At 67.4% G+C, this 16,399-nt stretch carries 16 protein-coding genes; 7 read left to right on the top strand and 9 right to left on the bottom strand.

What is annotated here, in order from left to right; genetic code table 11:
* The first annotated feature begins 7 nt into the window (after positions 1 to 7).
* Genes A5752_RS09735 through A5752_RS09720 form a run of 4 tightly spaced genes read left to right on the top strand, consistent with a single transcriptional unit; the run spans position 8 to position 6,194 of the window.
* Positions 8 to 1,804 (top strand): thiamine pyrophosphate-requiring protein, encoded by a 1,797-nt coding sequence (locus A5752_RS09735; RefSeq protein ID WP_067084685.1) that lies wholly within the window; start codon positions 8 to 10, stop codon positions 1,802 to 1,804.
* On the top strand, positions 1,801 to 2,925 hold the full coding sequence (locus tag A5752_RS09730) for an enolase C-terminal domain-like protein (protein ID WP_082963822.1): 1,125 nt from the start codon (positions 1,801 to 1,803) through the stop codon (positions 2,923 to 2,925). The genes A5752_RS09735 and A5752_RS09730 overlap by 4 nt, the downstream gene beginning before the upstream one ends.
* A 15-nt stretch (positions 2,926 to 2,940) precedes the next feature.
* Positions 2,941 to 5,835: an FAD-binding and (Fe-S)-binding domain-containing protein gene (locus A5752_RS09725; protein ID WP_067084683.1), complete on the top strand. Its 2,895-nt coding sequence runs from the start codon at positions 2,941 to 2,943 to the stop codon at positions 5,833 to 5,835.
* A complete protein-coding gene (locus A5752_RS09720; RefSeq protein WP_067084681.1) occupies positions 5,832 to 6,194 on the top strand; it encodes an ANTAR domain-containing response regulator in 363 nt (120 codons plus the stop codon). The genes A5752_RS09725 and A5752_RS09720 overlap by 4 nt, the downstream gene beginning before the upstream one ends.
* Positions 6,195 to 6,201: 7 nt before the next feature.
* Here A5752_RS09720 and A5752_RS09715 read toward each other — a convergent pair whose 3' ends face one another.
* Positions 6,202 to 7,197 (bottom strand): LLM class flavin-dependent oxidoreductase, encoded by a 996-nt coding sequence (locus tag A5752_RS09715; RefSeq protein WP_067084777.1) that lies wholly within the window; start codon positions 7,195 to 7,197, stop codon positions 6,202 to 6,204.
* Between the two features lie 36 nt (positions 7,198 to 7,233).
* Complete coding sequence (locus tag A5752_RS09710; RefSeq protein ID WP_067084679.1) at positions 7,234 to 7,782, bottom strand: methyltransferase family protein; 549 nt, start codon at positions 7,780 to 7,782, stop codon at positions 7,234 to 7,236.
* A gap of 93 nt (positions 7,783 to 7,875) precedes the next feature.
* Between A5752_RS09710 and A5752_RS09705 the strand changes: the two genes are divergently transcribed.
* On the top strand, positions 7,876 to 8,469 hold the full coding sequence (locus A5752_RS09705) for a TetR/AcrR family transcriptional regulator (protein ID WP_067084775.1): 594 nt from the start codon (positions 7,876 to 7,878) through the stop codon (positions 8,467 to 8,469).
* Here the strand turns inward: A5752_RS09705 and A5752_RS09700 are convergent.
* The 4 genes from A5752_RS09700 to A5752_RS09685 form a co-directional block, all read right to left on the bottom strand.
* Complete coding sequence (locus A5752_RS09700; protein ID WP_067084678.1) at positions 8,466 to 9,344, bottom strand: phosphatidate cytidylyltransferase; 879 nt, start codon at positions 9,342 to 9,344, stop codon at positions 8,466 to 8,468. The genes A5752_RS09705 and A5752_RS09700 overlap by 4 nt on opposite strands.
* Positions 9,344 to 9,901: a ribosome recycling factor gene (frr, locus tag A5752_RS09695; RefSeq protein ID WP_067084676.1), complete on the bottom strand. Its 558-nt coding sequence runs from the start codon at positions 9,899 to 9,901 to the stop codon at positions 9,344 to 9,346. The genes A5752_RS09700 and frr overlap by 1 nt, the downstream gene beginning before the upstream one ends.
* 72 nt (positions 9,902 to 9,973) lie before the next feature.
* Positions 9,974 to 10,756, bottom strand: coding sequence for a UMP kinase (gene pyrH, locus A5752_RS09690; RefSeq protein ID WP_067084674.1), 783 nt, complete (start codon positions 10,754 to 10,756; stop codon positions 9,974 to 9,976).
* Positions 10,757 to 10,843: 87 nt separating this feature from the next.
* The gene (locus tag A5752_RS09685) at positions 10,844 to 11,521 is read right to left on the bottom strand and encodes a class I SAM-dependent methyltransferase (protein WP_067084672.1); all 678 of its coding nucleotides are present in this window, start codon (positions 11,519 to 11,521) and stop codon (positions 10,844 to 10,846) included.
* 45 nt (positions 11,522 to 11,566) lie between these two features.
* On the opposite strand from A5752_RS09685, the gene A5752_RS09680 reads away from it, so the two are divergent.
* Together A5752_RS09680 and A5752_RS09675 are read left to right on the top strand one after the other, a co-directional pair.
* Positions 11,567 to 11,992: a MarR family winged helix-turn-helix transcriptional regulator gene (locus A5752_RS09680; RefSeq protein WP_067084671.1), complete on the top strand. Its 426-nt coding sequence runs from the start codon at positions 11,567 to 11,569 to the stop codon at positions 11,990 to 11,992.
* A 20-nt stretch (positions 11,993 to 12,012) separates the two neighbouring features.
* Positions 12,013 to 13,134, top strand: coding sequence for a glycerate kinase (locus A5752_RS09675; RefSeq protein ID WP_067084669.1), 1,122 nt, complete (start codon positions 12,013 to 12,015; stop codon positions 13,132 to 13,134).
* Here A5752_RS09675 and A5752_RS09670 read toward each other — a convergent pair.
* The 3 genes from A5752_RS09670 to rpsB form a co-directional block, all read right to left on the bottom strand.
* On the bottom strand, positions 13,131 to 14,540 hold the full coding sequence (locus A5752_RS09670) for an amidase (protein ID WP_067084667.1): 1,410 nt from the start codon (positions 14,538 to 14,540) through the stop codon (positions 13,131 to 13,133). The genes A5752_RS09675 and A5752_RS09670 overlap by 4 nt on opposite strands.
* Before the next feature lie 120 nt (positions 14,541 to 14,660).
* Positions 14,661 to 15,488: a translation elongation factor Ts gene (gene tsf / locus A5752_RS09665; RefSeq protein ID WP_067084666.1), complete on the bottom strand. Its 828-nt coding sequence runs from the start codon at positions 15,486 to 15,488 to the stop codon at positions 14,661 to 14,663.
* A gap of 1 nt (position 15,489) precedes the next feature.
* Complete coding sequence (gene rpsB / locus A5752_RS09660) at positions 15,490 to 16,350, bottom strand: 30S ribosomal protein S2 (protein ID WP_067084664.1); 861 nt, start codon at positions 16,348 to 16,350, stop codon at positions 15,490 to 15,492.
* Positions 16,351 to 16,399: the final 49 nt, after the last annotated feature.

Below are 16,399 nucleotides of genomic sequence, written 5' to 3'. Positions count from 1 at the left end.
AGCAGCCATGCCCGACCAAACCGTTGCCGACTACCTGCTCGAACGGTTACGCGCCTGGGGTGTGCGCCACGTGTTCGCATATCCGGGGGACGGGATCAACGCGACCCTGGCCGCCTGGGCCCGCGCCGGCGACGAGCCCCAATTCGTGCAGTCCCGCCACGAGGAGATGAGCGCCTTCGAAGCGGTCGGATACGCCAAGTTCGGCGGAGCGAAATTCGGCGTCTGCATGGCGACGTCCGGCCCCGGGGCGGTGCACCTGCTCAATGGCCTCTATGACGCCAAGCTCGACCACGTGCCGGTGGTCGCCATCGTCGGGCAGACCAATCGCAGCGCGATGGGCGGTTCCTACCAACAGGAGATCGACCTACTGAGCCTCTACAAGGACGTCGCCTCTGACTACGTGCAGATGGTGACCGTGCCCGAGCAGCTTCCCAACGTCCTGGACCGGGCGATCCGGACCGCGGTCGCGCGACGGTGCCCCACGGCCCTGATCATCCCGGCCGATGTGCAGGAACTCCCCTACAGCCCACCGCAACACGCCTTCAAGATGGTGCCGTCAAGTCTGGGTGTCGACTGGCCGGCGGTCACCCCTGACGACGCGGCGATCGCGCGGGCCGCCGAAATCCTCAATGCCGGGACGAAGGTCGCGATGCTGGTCGGCAACGGCGCCCGCGGTGCGCAGGCCGAACTGGCCGAGACCGCTGAACTGCTCGGCGCCGGAGCTGCCAAGGCCCTGCTCGGCAAGGATGTGCTGCCCGACGAACTGCCGTGGGTGACCGGGGCCATCGGCCTGCTGGGTACTCGGCCCAGCTACGAGTTGATGCGTGACTGCGACACGCTGCTCACCATCGGATCGAGCTTCCCCTACACCCAGTTCCTTCCCGACTTCGGACAGACCCGCAGCGTGCAGATCGACATCGATCCGACGATGATCGGAATGCGCTACCCCTACGACGTGAACCTGGTGGCCGACGCGAAATCCGCCCTGCGGAGCCTCATTCCGCATCTGCAGCACAAATCCGACAGGTCGTGGCGGTCCACGATCGAATCGAACGTCAGCCGCTGGTGGGAGACCATGGCCAAGGAAGCGGCCGTCAATACCGACGGCGTGAACCCGCTGCGCCTGTTCTCCGAACTCTCCGCACAGCTCCCCGGCAACGCGATCGTCACCGCCGATTCCGGATCCGCCGCCAACTGGTATGCGCGGCAACTGCGCTTCGGGCCCGGCGTGCGCGGTTCGTTGTCCGGAACGCTGGCGACCATGGGTCCGGGTGTTCCCTACGCCATCGGCGCCAAGTTCGCCCATCCCGACCGGCCGGTCATCGCGCTCGTCGGCGACGGCGCCATGCAGATGAACGGACTGGCAGAGCTCATCACGATCAAGCACTACCACCAGCAGTGGAGAGACCGCCGCCTGATCGTGGCGGTGCTGCACAACAACGACCTCAACCAGGTGACCTGGGAGATGCGCGCGATGAACGGATCGCCGAAATTCGCGGCGTCACAGACGCTTCCGGATGTCGACTACGCCGCCTTCGCCGCCGGCCTCGGCCTCGAGGCGCACACCGTGCGCGACCCCGACGGGCTCGCAGACGCTTGGCGTTCGGCGCTCTCGGCCGACCGGCCGACGGTGCTCGACGTGCACACCGACCCCAACATGCCGCCCATCCCGCCGCACGCCACGTTCGAACAAGCCAAGGCCACCGCCACCGCGGTGCTCAAGGGTGACGAGGACAGTCGCGGCTTCATCAAGCAGGGCCTCAAGACCAAGATGCAAGAGTTCATGCCGCACGCACGCTCATGATCACCGACGACGCCGTCCGTACCGTGATTCCCGCTGCGACCGTCGATGCGCTGCGCGTTGCGGCGTACCGCATCCCCACCGACACGCCGGAGGCCGACGGGACCCTCGCCTGGGACCACACCACGCTGGTGGTGGTCACCGCCGACTGCGGCGACATCACCGGTACGGGCTGGACGTACGGACATCCGGCCAGCACCGACGTCATCACGCGTAGCCTCGCCGGTCATGTCCTGGGGCGGGATGCGCTCGACGTCGCGGCCACCTTCGACGCCATGGCCAAAGCTGTGCGCAACATCGGCCGCAGCGGCGTTGCGGGACAGGCGCTTTCCGCGGTCGACGTGGCGCTGTGGGACCTCAAAGCCCGAGTCCTTGGCATCCCGCTGCACCGACTACTCGGTGCCGTTCGCGACAGCGTTCCCGTCTATGGGAGTGGCGGGTTCACCACGTATGGCCCCCACCAGATGCGGGACCAACTGCTCGGTTGGGTGCGTGATCACGGCGTCACCCGCGTAAAGATCAAGATCGGCCAGTCGTGGGGCACCCGCACGAGGCGCGACGTATCGCGGATGCGTCAGGCCCGGGCCGCGATCGGCGACGAGATCGCACTGATGGTCGACGCCAACGGCGGCTATACCGCCAAACAAGCCGTGCGGTTGATGTCCGAGGTCGCCGACCTCGAGATCACCTGGCTGGAAGAGCCCGTCTCATCCGATGACGTCTCTGGTCTGCGTGCCGTTCGCGACGCGGTCGACGCCGATGTCACCGCGGGCGAATACGGCCATCGGCTGGCCGATTTCGTACCGTTGTGTTCCGCGGTCGACTGCCTGCAGATCGACGCGTCGCGGTGCGGCGGGATCACCGAATGGCAGCGGGTGGCCGCACTCGCCGCCGCACACCACCTCGAAGTGTCGGCGCACTGCGCGCCGTGGCTGCACGCCGCGGTCGGCACGGCAACACCTAATCTGCGACACCTCGAGTGGTTTCACGACCACGCCCGTATCGAGACCCGCTACTTCGACGGCGCCACGTCGCCGATCGACGGGGCAATCCGCCCCCCGGCCAGCCCGGGACACGGCCTGACCGTACGCAGTGCGGACCTCGAGCCCTACCGCGTCAGCTGAAAGCGATACCGCCACATGAGCCCTTCCTCACTGCTCTATTCCACGCTCGCCGCCGAGTTGGACCGCCGCATCGCCGGTGAGGTCCGATTCGACCCCGGCTCGCGGGCGGCCTACTCCACCGACGCCTCGAACTACCGTCAGGTTCCCATCGGCGTCGTCGTGCCGCATACGCCTGACGATGCGGTCGAGGCCATCGCGGTGTGCCGCGACAACGACATTCCCGTCCTGTCGCGAGGTGGCGGCACCAGCTTGGCGGGTCAGTGCTGCAATGCCGCCGTCGTGCTCGACTGGAGCAAGTACTGCACCCGTATCCGCGCCGTCGATGTCGACAGGGGCACGGCGGTGGTCGAACCCGGCATCAAGCTCGACGTTCTCAATGACAACCTCGCGGACACCGGATGGATGGTGGGCCCGAAACCGTCCACACATGTCAGTTGCACCATCGGCGGGATGATCGGCAACAACTCGTGCGGCTCGACCGCGCAGGCGTACGGAAAGATGGTCGACTCGGTTCGCGCCCTTCAGATTTTGACCTACGACGGCATTCAACGTTGGGTCGGTCCGACCGACGACCGCGACATCGACCGGATCATCGCCTCGGGAGGACGGCTCGCCGAGATCTACGGTGGGCTGCGGTCGGTTGTCACCGAGTTCGGGGACGACATTCGCAGCCGCTACCCCCACATTCCACGGCGGGTGTCGGGATACAACCTCGACAGTCTGTTGCCCGACAACGGCTTTGACCTGGCGAAGGCATTGGTCGGAAGCGAGAGCACGCTCGTCACCGTGCTGTGCGCCGAGATCGACCTGGTTCGCCGCCCCGCCGCGAGCGCGCTGGCAATACTCGGCTTCGACGACATCGCCGCCGCCGCCGACGCCGTGCCGGTCGTGCTCGAGCACGAACCCGCGGCGCTGGAAGGCCTCGATCAACGGCTGGTCGAACTCGAGCATTCACGGCGGTTGGCAGAACAGGCCCTCAATCAGCTCCCCCGCGGGGGCGGTTGGCTGATGGTGCAAGTGGACGGAGAAGATCAGGATCAGGCCGACCACCGCGCCAAGGCGATGATCGAGGCCGTGCAGGCCGCGGCCGACTGTGACGCCAGGATCGTCAGCGATCCGGTACACAAGAAGCAGGTGTGGGCGGCCCGGGAAGCCGGACTGGGCGCGACGGCCTATCCACCCTTCGGACCCGAGACGCATGAGGGTTGGGAGGATGCGGCGGTCCCGCCGCACCGGCTGGGTGATTACCTGCGCGACTTTCACGCCCTGCTCGACCGCTACGGCTACGGAACATCCTCGCTCTACGGACATTTCGGCCAGGGTTGCGTGCACACCCGGATCCCGTTCGATCTGCGCACCGCCGACGGCATCGCCGCCTACAGACGGTTCGCCCACGACGCCGCGCACCTCGTCGTCGACTACGGCGGGTCGCTGTCCGGGGAACACGGAGACGGTCAGTCGCGCGGCGAACTGTTAACGATCATGTTCGGCCAACGCGTCGTTCGCGCGTTCGAGAAGACCAAGGCGCTCTTCGACCCCGACAACCGGATGAACCCGGGGAAGGTCGTCAAACCGTATCGGCTCGACGACAACCTGCGATTCGGCACCGGGTATCTCCCGATCGAGCCGGCGACGGCATTCGCGTACCCCGATGACGGGCACCGCTTCTCGCACGCCGCCGCACGGTGCGTCGGTGTCGGGAAGTGTCGGGGTGACGAGTCCGGCGTGATGTGTCCGAGCTATCGCGCCACCGGAGAGGAACACCATTCGACCCGTGGGCGGGCGCGGTTGCTGTTTGAGATGCTGCAACGAGACGTCATCACCGACGGCTGGGCGTCCACCGAGATCCGCGACGCCCTCGATCTGTGCCTGGCGTGCAAGGGGTGTCTGAGCGACTGTCCGGTCAACGTCGACATGGCAACCTACAAGGCGGAGTTCCTTTTTCACCACTATCACCGTCGACTGCGTCCGATGGCCCACTACACCATGGGATGGATACCGCTGTGGGCTCGCATGGCCGCGGCCGCACCTCGAGCCGTCAACGCCGTGATCCACATGCCGCGCCTGGACGAAGCCGTCAAGGCCATCGGCGGGATCGATTCGCATCGCGACCTCCCGCGGTTCGCGGCGCAACGATTCACCCGCTGGTGGCGTGATCAGCCGTTGCGAACAGACGGACGCGAGTCGGTCGTCCTGTTCGCCGACACCTTCACCAACAACTTCGATCCGGGCATCGGTCGCGACGCCGTCGAGGTCCTCCAATCGGCCGGCTTCACCGTCACCGTTCCCGGTCGATCACTCTGCTGTGGGCTCACATGGATCTCGACCGGCCAACTCGGTGTCGCGAAGAAGGTTCTGACACGGACGCTGCGCGCCCTGCGGCCAGCGCTGCGCACCGGCACTCCGGTCGTCGTGCTCGAACCCAGTTGCGCGGCGGTGTTCCGCTCCGATGCGACAAACCTGTTGAACGGCAACGAGGATGCGCATCGACTCGCCGAACAGACCTACACGATCGGTGAACTTCTGCACCGCAAGGCAGGCGACTGGGACCCTCCGCGCGTCGGGGGCCGCGCGGTCGTGCAGCCGCACTGTCACCAGCACGCCGTACTGCACTACGCCGACGAGAAAGCGATTCTCGAGGATGCCGGTGTCGACGCCCAGGTGCTCGACGCCGGATGCTGCGGCCTTGCCGGGAATTTCGGCTTTCAGCGCGGACATCACGACGTATCGGTGGCGTGCGCCGAGGACAAACTGTTACCCGCATTGCGCGAAGCGGACCCCGAGACGATGGTGCTCGCCGACGGATTCAGCTGCCGAACGCAGATCCGCGACCTGATGGAGAACCGCACCCCGCGTCACACCGCTTCCGTCCTCGCCGAGGCCCTACGAGATCGAAAGGAGAAACAATGACCCTCACCTTGTCCGACGGCGATCGGGCCACCCGACCGGCGGCCGCTGCGCCGGTCACCGAGGCCGAACGCCTGCGGGTGGAAATCGCTCAGCTGCAGGACAAGCTCACCGGCCTGCCCGTGATCGAACAGGCCAAAGGGATGCTGATGCAGACGTTCGGCCTCAGTGGCGAGCAGGCGTTCGACCTCCTTCGCGTGCTTTCTCAGGTCAGCAACGTCCGGGTCCGTCAGGTTGCGGGGTGCGTCGTCGAGATCTGGACCCGGTGTGGCCCGCGGCCCGACTTCGACGCCGCGACCGAATTCCTGGTGACGGTGCGGGAGGGGCTGCGCGCGACCGCCGAGGGTGCGGGCGGGAAGTGAAGCCGCCTCAGCGCGCGGTCGCCTCGCCGATGGCGGACATCATGCGGGCCAACTCCCCGGCGACGTCGGGCCCGGCCGGCTGATACACCAGTTCGGTGACGCCGCCGGCGGCATACTCGCCCACCCGCGCACGCAATTGCTCCGGGGTTCCGCTGAAGGTCAACTGCGGCAGGAGATCTGCGGCCAGCCCGACCGCTTCCTCGTCGACCTTCGTCAACCGCACCAGGTGGCCCTCGTGTGTCACGAGATGTCGTTCGGCGGGTGGAATCGCCTCGATCGCCGACACCCATTCGCGCCCGCCCGGAAATTCGGCCAGCGCCTCGGCGCCCATCCGTTCGTACATCGCGTGGAACACCACCGCGAGACCGTGTCCGGCCCGGTTCAACACGTTCGGGCTGGCGAGGTCTTCACCGTCGTCGAGGACGGTGCCGAACTGCAGCAGGGCGTAGGGCCGGCCCGCGGCGGCCGGGTTGGGCACCCCGGCGGCGAAGACGCCGTCACCGACGCGTTCGGCGACGGCCGTACCCTTCGGGCCGTCGGCGCCGATCAGGACTTCGACGTCCACCGGCCGGTCGGCGACGAATCCGTCGGTGTGCAGCATCCGGATCGCTGCCCCGTCCCATTGGACGGTCTCCCCGCGCAGCAGGCCCAGCAGAGTCGTGACGTACTCCTCGACGTACGCCCAGCGCAGGGGTTTCTTCCCGAGCGTGTAGCGGCCGGTGAAGCCGGAGCCGACCGCGACCGCGACGCGCCCGGGCGCGAGGGCCGCCAGGTTGGCGAGCGCCGCGGCGTTCGTCATCGGGTGACGCAGGCTCGGCACCAGCACACCCGGGCCGAGCCCGATCCTCGAGGTGCGCTGCACCGCCAGTGCCAGCGCGACCCAGACATCGGAGGTGATGGCCGGCGAGTCGTAGAGCCATGCCCGGTGATAGCCGAGGCGTTCGGCTTCGACGACGAGGTCGGGTGAATCGAGGTTGGTGACGAGCGCGCACGACAGCTTCACGCTCGGCACGCTATCGCGCTGAGCAGGCCGAAAGGGTCAAGATGACGGTGACGGCTGCGGCCGCCACGCTGTGACGCGCGGCAGCCATCGCGGCACGTTGCGCCGGTAGGTCAGGTACTCCTCACCGAAGCGCTCGGCCAGATGCGGCTCCTCCCACAGCTGGATGGCGGTCGTGAGCATCACGAAAAAGGTTGCGGCCCAGAGCAACAGCCATCCCGAGGCCGCGATCGCCGCCTCCCCGAGCGAGATTGCGACAACCCCGCTGATCATCGGGTTGCGGACATGCCGATACGGCCCGTGCACGACCAGGTTGATCGGCTGACCCATCACGTCGTTGATGCCGAGCGTGCCCTTGCCCAACCGGTCGAACAGGTACACGGTCCATAGCAGCATCCCCACGCCGCCGGTGACCAGCAGGCACCCGACGATCAGCAGGCCGACGGTCAACGGCGAGTCGTAGTCCGGGAGTCGAATGTCGGCCCAACTCACGATCAACGCCGGGATGAACACCGTCATCGTCACGGGCGCAACGAGAAACGACAGCGCGTGGCGCCACCACAGCCGACGGTTCCGTGTCTCGGTCATCGGATCCTCCTTTTTTTCATCAACAGACGTTGAAGAATCGACGCTACGCCGCCGGGTCACTTACATCAACACGTGTTGAAGTATTCTGGGCCGGTGACGGAGAAGAGGCGCGCGGGCCGCTGGCGCACCGGCCGGGAGAGCAAACAGCGCATCGTCGACGCGGCGAGGAAGACTTTCATGCGCGACGGTTACGAGCGCGCCACCGTGCGCCGGATCGCCGCCGATGCGGGTGTCGACGTCGCGATGGTGTACTACTTCTTCGGCAACAAGGAGGGGCTGTTCGGCGCCTCCGTGCTCACCGGGCCGCAGCACCCGCTGTTCCAGCTGGATGCGCTCCTCGACGACGGCACCGACGACGTGGGCGGTCGGCTGGTGCGTGGCTTCCTCGAGCGATGGGACGAAGGTGGCGCGTTCGAACCACTGTTGACGTTGTGGCGGTCGGCGGCGATACAACCCATGGCGCGCAAGGTGTTACACGACGCACTCGCCGGCCCGATGGCCGAGCGGGTCGCCGCAGAGTTCGGCGTCGACGATGCCGAGCTACGGGTGGAACTCGTGGCCAGCCATCTCATGGGGCTGGCATTCGCGCGCTACCAACTCAAGATCGAGCCGATGGCTTCGACGTCGGTCGACGACCTGGTGGCGTTCGTCGGCCCGACCGTCGAGCGCTATCTGACCGCGGATTAAGCCAGCAGGGTCAGGACGATCCAGCCCGCGACCGCCGACGGAAGCATCGCGTCGATGCGGTCCATGATGCCGCCGTGCCCCGGTAGCAGCGTGCCCATGTCCTTGATTCCGAGGTCGCGCTTGACCTGCGACTCGACCAGGTCGCCGAGCACACCGGTGATCACGAGCATGAGCCCGAGCGGCACGCCGACCCAGGCCGGCTTGTCGAGCAGGAACGTCACCGACACCACTGCGGCGCCGATGCCGAACACCATCGAACCGCCCAGCCCCTCCCACGACTTCTTGGGGCTGATCGCCGGGGCCATCAGATGCTTGCCGAACAGGACTCCGGCCACATAGCCGCCGATGTCGGCGAACACCACGGTCGCGATCACCGTGAAAACCCGTCCGCCGCCGTGGTCCTGGAAGATCAGCAGCGCACTGAAACTGGCGAACAACGGCACCCACGTCGACAGCAACACCGAGGCGGCGATGTCGCGGAGGTAGTTGACCGGCTGGTGGCGCAGCCCGTGCCCGACGAGCCGCCACACCATGCAGATGACGATCGTCCCGCCGTATGCGCCGAGCACCCCGGCCGGGCCGAACGGCCAGCTCAGCCAGATCATCGCCTGCCCGCCCAGCAGCAATGGAACGGCGGGGAGGTCGTATCCGGCCTCGCGCAGTCGGCGGATCACCTCGTGGGTGGCGATGGGGATGAACACCGCCAGCACCGGCAGCCAGCCGATCGGCCAGAAGAGGAGCGTGCCGATGGCCACCGCGCCGAGCACGACGCCGACCGCGATCGCGGCGGGCAGGTCACGGCCCGCCCGCGACTTCTTCTTGGGCGGTTCGTCGACCGGCGTCTCTGCCACGGGACCCTTGTGCTGTTCGGTCACTAGACCTCCAGCAGCTCGCCTTCTTTGTGCTTGACGAGTTCGTCGATCTGGTGGGTGTAGGTGGCGGTGGACTTGTCGAGGTCCTTCTCCGCGCGGGCCACCTCGTCCTCGCCGGCCTCGCCGTCCTTCTTGATGCGGTGCAACTCCTCCATCGCCTTGCGGCGGATGTTGCGCACCGCGACCTTGGCGTCCTCGCCCTTGGCCTTGGCCTGCTTGACCAGATCACGGCGACGCTCTTCGGTGAGCTGCGGGATGGCCACGCGGATGACGTTGCCATCGTTGGTGGGGTTCACGCCGAGGTCGGAGTTGCGGATGGCGTCCTCGATGTTGCGCAACTGGTTCGCCTCGTACGGCTTGATCACCACCAGCCTGGCCTCGGGCACATTGATGCTCGACAGCTGCGTGATCGGCGTCGGTGACCCGTAGTACTCGACGTTGACACGCGCGAACATCGCCGGATTGGCGCGACCGGTGCGGATGGAGGACAGGTCATCGCGTGCGACCGACACCGCCTTCTCCATCTTCTCCTCGGCATCGAAGAGGGTTTCGTCGATCACGTCCTTCTCCTTCGTCTGTGCGCGTCGGTCACTGCTCGCGCGTGCGCATCGTCGCTCGCTCGCGCCGGTGTCTCAGGTGGTGACCAGTGTTCCGATCTTCTCACCCGCGACCGCCCGCGCGATATTGCCGTCCGTGAGCAGGTTGAACACCAGGATCGGCATGCCGTTGTCCATGCAGAGGCTGAACGCGGTCGCGTCGGCGACCTTCAGTCCGCGGTCGATCACCTCGCGGTGGCTGATGGCGGTGAGCAGTTCGGCGTCGGGATCCTGGCGCGGGTCGGCGGTGAACACCCCGTCGACGGCCTTGGCCATCAGCACCACCTCGGCGCCGATCTCGAGCGCGCGCTGCGCGGCGGTGGTGTCGGTGGAGAAATACGGCAGGCCCATGCCTGCCCCGAAGATCACGACGCGGCCCTTCTCGAGGTGCCGCACGGCCCGCAGCGGGATGTACGGCTCGGCGACCTGGCCCATGGTGATGGCGGTCTGCACCCGCGTCGCGATGCCTTCCTTCTCCAGAAAGTCCTGCAGCGCCAGGCTGTTCATCACGGTGCCGAGCATGCCCATGTAGTCGCTGCGGGTGCGCTCCATACCGCGCTGCTGCAACTGCGCGCCGCGGAAGAAGTTGCCCCCGCCGATGACCACGGCAACCTGCACACCGCTGCGGACGACCTCGGCGATCTGGCGCGCGACGAGGTGTACGACGTCCGGGTCGAGGCCCACTTCCCCACCGCCGAACATCTCACCGCCCAGCTTGAGCAGCACCCTGCTGTACATGGGACGGATGGAAGCTGACGCGGCGCCGTTGGGACTGGTCGAGTCCGGAGCCGCCTGACCGGCGACATTGGGGTCCGCCATCCGACTCCTTACGGGTCTTCGCTGAGATCCCCCTCATCCTGCCTCATGGACGGCGCCGCGGCGGCGAGTGGGTCGCGACTCGCCGAATCAGTCGGGAAGGTGCGCGCTCAACAGCCACGCAGGTACCGATCGGCGGCCTTTCGGCTCGTTCCGGATGTCGAGCGCCGGGAAGAACTCCTCGAAGCCCTCCGGGAAGACGCCGTGGATGCGCGCCGGCCTGATCTCGTCGATGGTCCAGTACTTGGAGACGACGTCGCGCAACTCGTCCTCGGTGACAGGGTTGGCAGGCCCGTTGGGCATCCCCGCCCTGTCGAACACCAGCACGAAGTACGACGCACCGGGGGCGGCGGCCCGCACGATCGAGCGCTGGTATCCCTCGCGCAGTTCGACGGGCATCGAGTGGAACAGCGTCGAGTCGACGATGGTCCCGAACCGGCCGTCGTAGCCCCCGAAGTCGCTGATGTCGGCGACCTCGAAGGTGGCGTTGGTCAGTCCGCGCTTGGCAGCCTCCTGCTTGGCCAGTTCGATCGCGGTCGGCGACTGATCGAGGCCCACCGTGGTGAAGCCCCGCTCCGCGAGGTGGATCGCGATCGCGGCTTCGCCACAGCCGGCGTCGAGCACATCGCCGTGGAACTTGCCCTGCTCGATGAGGACGGCGAGCTCCGGCTGCGGTTCACCGATGCTCCACGGCGGCTTCGCGCCGCTCATTTCGGGCATCTCGCCCTTGTACGCGTTGTCGAACAGTTCACTCGTCGGTTCGGTCATAGGACTTTGATATCAACGTGGTTGATATATGTCAATATAGTTGACATGAATGGGCCGCTCGAGGATCAGCCGCTGGGCTTTCTGTTGTCCCGGGTGGCCAAGGCGCTACGTGCCGAGGTCACGTCGACGGTCCTCGAACCCCTCGGCGTCGCGTTCCCCCAGTACTTGTGCATGCGGATCCTGTCGCAGCACGAGGGGCGGTCGAACGCCGAACTGGCCCGCGACTTCAACGTCTCGCCGCAGGCGATGAACATGGTGCTGCGCGGCCTTGAGGACCGCGGGCTGGTGTCACGGCCCGAGAGCGTGTCGTCGGGCCGCTCGCTGCCTGCGCAGCTCACCCGCGAGGGCCGGGAGTTGTTGAAGCGCACCGATTCCGGCGTCCGAGCGGCCGAGCGGAAGTTGATGGCGAATTTGACGCAGCGCCAACAGCGGGATTTCAAGCAGATCCTCGCAGCGCTCGGAACGGACTGAGTTCTGCGAGACTACGGGCCATGAAGATCGTCCTGGCGCCGGATTCGTTCAAGGAATCCATGACCGCGTCCGAAGCGGTCGCCGCCATGAGGGCCGGCGTCGCGGCGGTGCTGCCCGGCGCCGACGTCGTCGGCGTTCCTATGGCCGACGGCGGCGAAGGCACCGTCGACGCGGTCGTCGACGCGTTGCATGGTGAGCACGTGGAGGTGCAGGTCTGCGACGCGCTGGGCCGCACCGTCACCGCCCGCTATGGCTTTGTGCCCCTGCGCCAATTGGCGGTGATCGAGATGGCGGCCGCGGCGGGGCTCGAGATCATCGCACCTGAGGAACGAAACATCCTTTCGGCGAGCACATTCGGAGTGGGTCAACTGATCCGCGCGGCGCTCGACCGAGGCGCCGAGGATTTCCTGATCGGCCTGGGCGGATCGGCCACCAACGAAGGCGGAACGGGCATGCTCACGGCCCTGGGCGCGGTGTTCCTCGACGCCGACGGCAAGCCGTTGGCGCCCGGCGGCGGGAATCTCGAGCGCCTCGAGCGCATCGACCTGACCGGCCTGGACCCGCGCCTTCGGCAGGTCCGGATCCGGGTGGCCTCCGACGTCACCGCGCCGCTCTTGGGGCCCAGCGGTGCCAGCGCGGTGTTCGGCCCGCAGAAAGGGGCTGGGCCCGACGACGTGACGCGACTCGAGGCGGGTTTGGCCCGGCTGGCCACCGTCGCGTCCGCAACGCTCGGTGGCACCCAACCACAGCGCCCCGGCGCGGGCGCGGCGGGCGGCGTGGGATTCGCGCTCGTCGAATTCCTCGGTGCGGTAAGCAGATCCGGCGTGGAGGAGGTGGCAGAGACCGTCGGCCTGGAGCGGGCGCTGCACGGCGCCGACTGGGTGTTCACCGGCGAGGGCAGCGTCGACGCTCAGACCGTCATGGGCAAAACCCCGTACGGCGTCGCGCGGGCGGCGGTGCGCGCCGGGGCCCGCGTGGTCATCTTCGCCGGCCGGGTTGCTCCCGATGCCGCGGTGCTGCTCGACCACGGCGTCGAGCGGCTCGTCGCGATCACCGCCGACGGCACGCCGACCGAGCAGGCTCTCCTCCAGGGCGCCCAGTCGCTCACCCGCGCCACCGCCGAGGTCTGCCGCTCGCTCTAGCGCGGGGCCTGAATGCGCTTGAACGGCCGCGCTTCTTCGAGTTCGTAGGCCAACTCGAGCAACCTGCGTTCATGGCCCACGGGTGCAGCGAACATCATGCCGACCGGAAGCCCGGAGGCGGATTCGGCGAGTGGCAGCGAGATGGCCGGCTCCCCCGTGGCGTTCTGCAGCGGTGTGAACGCCACCCAGTCGACGAGCCGGTCGATGATCGTCTGGTAGTCCTGCGTCGGGTCGAGATGTCCGATCGGGGGCGTGACGTCGGCGAGCGTCGGCATCAGCACGACGTCGTAGTCGTCGGTGACTCGTGAGGTGATCCGGCGGATGCGCGACAACCGCGCGATCGCCGTCGGCAACCGGTGCAGATTCCGCGACGCGTAACGGTCGAGGCCGAGCGTGAGACTGTCCAGGCGCGCGCGGTCGAAGTTCGGCCCCAACGTGCGGCCGCTGCGCACCAGTGCGAACGCCAGGAACGACCAGTAGAGCAGGAAGTCGTTCATGAAGTGCGACGGCACGGGATTGTCGATCACCGTGACCCGATGCCCCAGTTCCTCGAGTAGCGCGGCGTTCTTCAGCGTCAGCTCACGCACCTCGGGGCTCGCTTCGCGCGAGATCGACTGTGTGCACACCGCGATTCGCAGCCGTTGGGTCGCGGGCCGCGTGACGGCGCCGATAGCGGGCAACCGCGGATTGCGGTACACCCGCTCGATTTCGCGGTAGAACGCCGCGGTGTCGCGCACCGACCGGGTGACGACGCCGTTGGCGACGATGCGAAGCGGCATCTGCCGCAGCTTCTTGTCCAGCGGCAGCCGGCCGCGCGACGGCTTGAGACCCACTAAACCGTTGCAGGAGGCGGGAATTCGGATCGACCCACCGCCGTCGTTGGCGTGCGCGATCGGCACCACCCCGGCGGCGACGAACGCCGCGGAGCCCGACGACGACGCACCGGCGGTGTGCTCGGGGTTCCAGGGATTGCGCACGGGGCCGATGCGGGGATGCTCGGCCGAGGCGCTAAAGCCGAATTCCGACATCTGCGTCTTGCCGATCGGCGCCAGCCCGGTCGCCAGGAACGAGCGCGCGAAGTCGCCGTGTGCCCGCTCCGGGTGCGGATCCCACGCGTCGGTGCCACTCATGGTCGGCATCCCGGCGACCGCCACGTTGTCTTTCAGGAACGACGGCACTCCGTTGAAGTAGCCGCCGTAGGGATGCGGATCGGCGGCGCGGGTGCGCGCCTGGTCGAACGCCTCGTACGCCAATCCGTTCAGCGACGGGTTGACCGCCTCCGTGCGGGCGATCGCGGCCTCGATCAGTTCAGCTCGCGACACCGCGCCCGACTGCAGCGCCTCCACCAGGGCGACGGCGTCGAGATCGCCGAGGGCATCGTCACCGAAAGCACTAATGCAACCCATGAGGCGACGGTACCAGCCCGTACCGCGTCGTGGGCCCACCCTCCACATGCGCGAGCGCTCACCGTTGTACAGATTTCGGCCTTTCGGCCGTACAACGATGAGCGCTCGCGGTGGAGATCTCTAGGCTTGGCCGACCTCGAAGCGAACGAAGCGGGTTACGGTCACGCCCGCCTCGTCGAGCAGGGCCTTGACGGTCTTCTTGTTGTCGGACACCGACGGCTGGTCGAGCAGCACGACGTCCTTGTAGAAGCCGGTCACACGGCCTTCGACGATCTTGGGCAGCGCCTGCTCGGGCTTGCCCTCGGTACGGGCGGTCTCCTCGGCGATGCGACGCTCATTGGCGACGACGTCCTCGGGCACGTCCTCCCGGGTGAGGTACTTGGCCTTGAGCGCGGCGATCTGCAGCGCGACCGCGTGAGCGGCCGCGGAGCCTTTTTCGTCGTCGCCCCCGTTGTACTCCACCAGCACACCCACGGCCGGCGGCAGGTCCGCGGCACGCTTGTGCAGGTAGGTCTCGACCGTGCCGTCGAAGTACGCGACGCGGCGCAGCTCGAGCTTTTCGCCGATCTTGGCCGACAGGTCGGCAATCACCTGCTCGACGGTGGTGTCACCGACCTTGGCGGCCTTAAGCGCGTCGACGTCGGTGGCCTTCGCGGCCGCGGCGGCGGCGACGATCTGGTCGGCGACGGCCTGGAACTCCGCGTTCTTGGCGACGAAGTCGGTCTCGGAGTTCAGCTCGATCAGTGCGCCGTCCTTGGCGGCCACCAGGCCCTCGGCGGTCGCGCGCTCGGCGCGCTTGCCGACGTCCTTGGCGCCCTTGATGCGCAGCAGCTCGACGGCCTTGTCGAAATCGCCGTCGGCCTCGACCAACGCGTTCTTGCTGTCGAGCATGCCGGCGCCGGTCAGCTCCCGCAGTCGCTTGACGTCAGCGGCGGTGTAGTTGGCCATATCAGCTCTCCGTGGTTTTCGGTTCGGTCTGGACGTCCGCCTCGGGGGTGCCGGGGGCGGCACCTGCGGCGGTCGGGGATGCGGTGGCGGTCGCGCCGGCCAGCAGCTCCTGCTCCCACTCGGCGAGCGGCTCTGCGGCCTCGGCGTCGGGCTTGTCGCCGTCGCGGCCCACACCCGCGCGGGCCTGCAGACCCTCGGCGACCGCGGCGGCGATCACCTTGGTCAGCAGCGCGGCCGAACGGATCGCGTCGTCGTTGCCCGGGATCGGGTAGTCGACGAGGTCGGGATCGCAGTTGGTGTCGAGGATCGCGATGACGGGGATGCCGAGCTTGCGCGCCTCGCCGACGGCGATGTGCTCCTTGTTGGTGTCGACGACCCACACGGCCGAGGGCACCTTGGCCATGTCGCGGATACCGCCCAGCGAGCGCTCGAGCTTGTTCTTCTCGCGGGTCAGCATCAAGATTTCCTTCTTGGTGCGACCCTCGAACCCGCCGGTCTGCTCCATCGTCTCGAGTTCCTTGAGACGCTGCAGCCGCTTGTGCACGGTCGAGAAGTTGGTGAGCATGCCACCCAGCCAGCGCTGGTTCACATACGGCATGCCGACGCGGGTGGCCTCTTCGGCGATCGACTCCTGCGCCTGCTTCTTGGTGCCGACGAACATGATCGTCCCACCGTGGGCGACGGTTTCCTTGACGAACTCGTACGCCTTGTCGATGTAGGTCAGCGTCTGCTGCAGATCGATGATGTAGATGCCGTTGCGGTCGGTGAAGATGAACCGCTTCATCTTGGGATTCCAGCGACGGGTCTGATGCCCGAAGTGGGTGCCGCTGTCGAGCAGCTGCTTCATGGTTACAACAGCCATGAGTCCATGGTCCTTTTCGTCGGTTGATGCCGGCGTCGGGTGACGCCGA

This window comes from Mycobacterium sp. 852002-51961_SCH5331710 (assembly GCF_001665535.1).
Taxonomy (GTDB): Bacteria; Actinomycetota; Actinomycetes; order Mycobacteriales; family Mycobacteriaceae; genus Mycobacterium.
This window is presented reverse-complemented; position numbering and strand designations above follow the sequence as displayed.

Excerpts from the sequence above, each read along its gene's own strand:
- A5752_RS09735 (WP_067084685.1), top strand. The coding sequence starts at position 8 with ATGCCCGACCAAACCGTTGCCGACTACCTGCTCGAACGGTTACGCGCC.
- A5752_RS09730 (WP_082963822.1), top strand. The coding sequence starts at position 1,801 with ATGATCACCGACGACGCCGTCCGTACCGTGATTCCCGCTGCGACCGTC.
- A5752_RS09725 (WP_067084683.1), top strand. The coding sequence starts at position 2,941 with ATGAGCCCTTCCTCACTGCTCTATTCCACGCTCGCCGCCGAGTTGGAC.
- A5752_RS09720 (WP_067084681.1), top strand. The coding sequence starts at position 5,832 with ATGACCCTCACCTTGTCCGACGGCGATCGGGCCACCCGACCGGCGGCC.
- A5752_RS09710 (WP_067084679.1), bottom strand. The coding sequence starts at position 7,782 with ATGACCGAGACACGGAACCGTCGGCTGTGGTGGCGCCACGCGCTGTCG.
- pyrH (WP_067084674.1), bottom strand. The coding sequence starts at position 10,756 with ATGGCGGACCCCAATGTCGCCGGTCAGGCGGCTCCGGACTCGACCAGT.
- A5752_RS09685 (WP_067084672.1), bottom strand. The coding sequence starts at position 11,521 with ATGACCGAACCGACGAGTGAACTGTTCGACAACGCGTACAAGGGCGAG.
- A5752_RS09680 (WP_067084671.1), top strand. The coding sequence starts at position 11,567 with ATGAATGGGCCGCTCGAGGATCAGCCGCTGGGCTTTCTGTTGTCCCGG.
- A5752_RS09675 (WP_067084669.1), top strand. The coding sequence starts at position 12,013 with ATGAAGATCGTCCTGGCGCCGGATTCGTTCAAGGAATCCATGACCGCG.
- A5752_RS09670 (WP_067084667.1), bottom strand. The coding sequence starts at position 14,540 with ATGGGTTGCATTAGTGCTTTCGGTGACGATGCCCTCGGCGATCTCGAC.
- tsf (WP_067084666.1), bottom strand. The coding sequence starts at position 15,488 with ATGGCCAACTACACCGCCGCTGACGTCAAGCGACTGCGGGAGCTGACC.
- rpsB (WP_067084664.1), bottom strand. The coding sequence starts at position 16,350 with ATGGCTGTTGTAACCATGAAGCAGCTGCTCGACAGCGGCACCCACTTC.